Genomic DNA, 1,307 nt, shown 5'->3' with positions numbered 1-1,307 from the left:
CACGACCTCACCGACCGCCACGAAACCCTGCGCACCGTCTTCCCCCAAACCGACGGCACCCCCTACCAGCACATCCTGCACGGCGACGCCGCCCGACCCACCATCGACCTCGTCCCCGTCCACGAAGACGACCTCGACACCGCCGTCCGTCAAGCCATCGCCCACACCTTCGACCTGACCAGCGACGTACCACTGCGCGCCTGGATATTCACCCTCACCCCCGACGAACACCTCGTCCTGCTCCTCGCCCACCACATCGTCAGCGACGGCGCCTCCCTCGCCCCCCTCGCCCACGACCTCTCCACCGCCTATACGGCGCGCTGCGACGGAACCGGTCCGCAATGGGCTCCGCTGCCGGTCCAGTACGCCGACTACACCCTCTGGCAACGCGAAGTCCTCGGCGACGAAACCGACCCCGACAGCCTCATCTCCCGCCAGATCAACTACTGGCGCACCACCCTCACCGCACTCCCCGAACAACTCGAACTACCCACCGACCGCCCCCGACCCGCCACCGCCGGCCACCACGGCGAGACCATTCCGTTCGTCTGGGACACCGACCTCCACGGCGGCATCGTCCGCCTGGCGCGGGAACACCAAGTCAGTGTCTTCATGGTGGTCCAGGCCGGTATCGCCGCACTGCTGACCCGGCTCGGCGCGGGCACCGACATCCCCATCGGCTCCGCCATCGCCGGACGCACCGATGACGCACTCGACGACCTCGTCGGCTTCTTCATCAACACGCTCGTGCTGCGTACCGATACCTCCGGCGAACCGTCGTTCGCCGAACTCCTCGGACGTGTACGGGAAACCGACCTGGCTGCCTACACTCACCAGGACGTGCCCTTCGAGCGGCTCGTGGAGATCGTCAACCCCACCCGCTCCCTGTCCCACCACCCCCTGTTCCAGGTGATGCTGACCTTCCAGAACAACGATGCCGACCTGGAACTGCCCGGACTGACCGCACAGCACTATGCGCTGGACATCGCGTCGGCCAAGTTCGATCTCTCCTTCGACGTGGAAGAACAGCACGACAGCAAGGGTGCGCCATCAGGCGTTCGAGGATCGGTGGAGTACGCCACCGACCTCTTCGACCGGGAGACCGCCGAAGCCATCGCGGCACGACTGGAACGCCTGCTGCGTACCGTCACCGAGGATGCCTCCCGCCCGATCGGTGAGCTGGACGTCCTCTCCGCCGACGAGCGCGAGCTGCTGCTCAACGGCTGGAACGACACAGCACGTGAGGTACCTGACGCCACACTCGCCGAACTGTTCGAAGCACAGGTCACCCGGACACCACAGGCCCC

1 protein-coding gene is annotated in these 1,307 nt (G+C 66.6%); it reads left to right on the top strand.

The features are described 5' to 3' along the window. On the top strand, nucleotides 1-1,307 hold a 1,307-nt coding region (locus tag ACWGJY_RS37525; protein ID WP_453265375.1), incomplete at both ends, for a condensation domain-containing protein.

The organism is Streptomyces sp. NPDC054765 (genome assembly GCF_053612065.1).
This window is presented reverse-complemented; position numbering and strand designations above follow the sequence as displayed.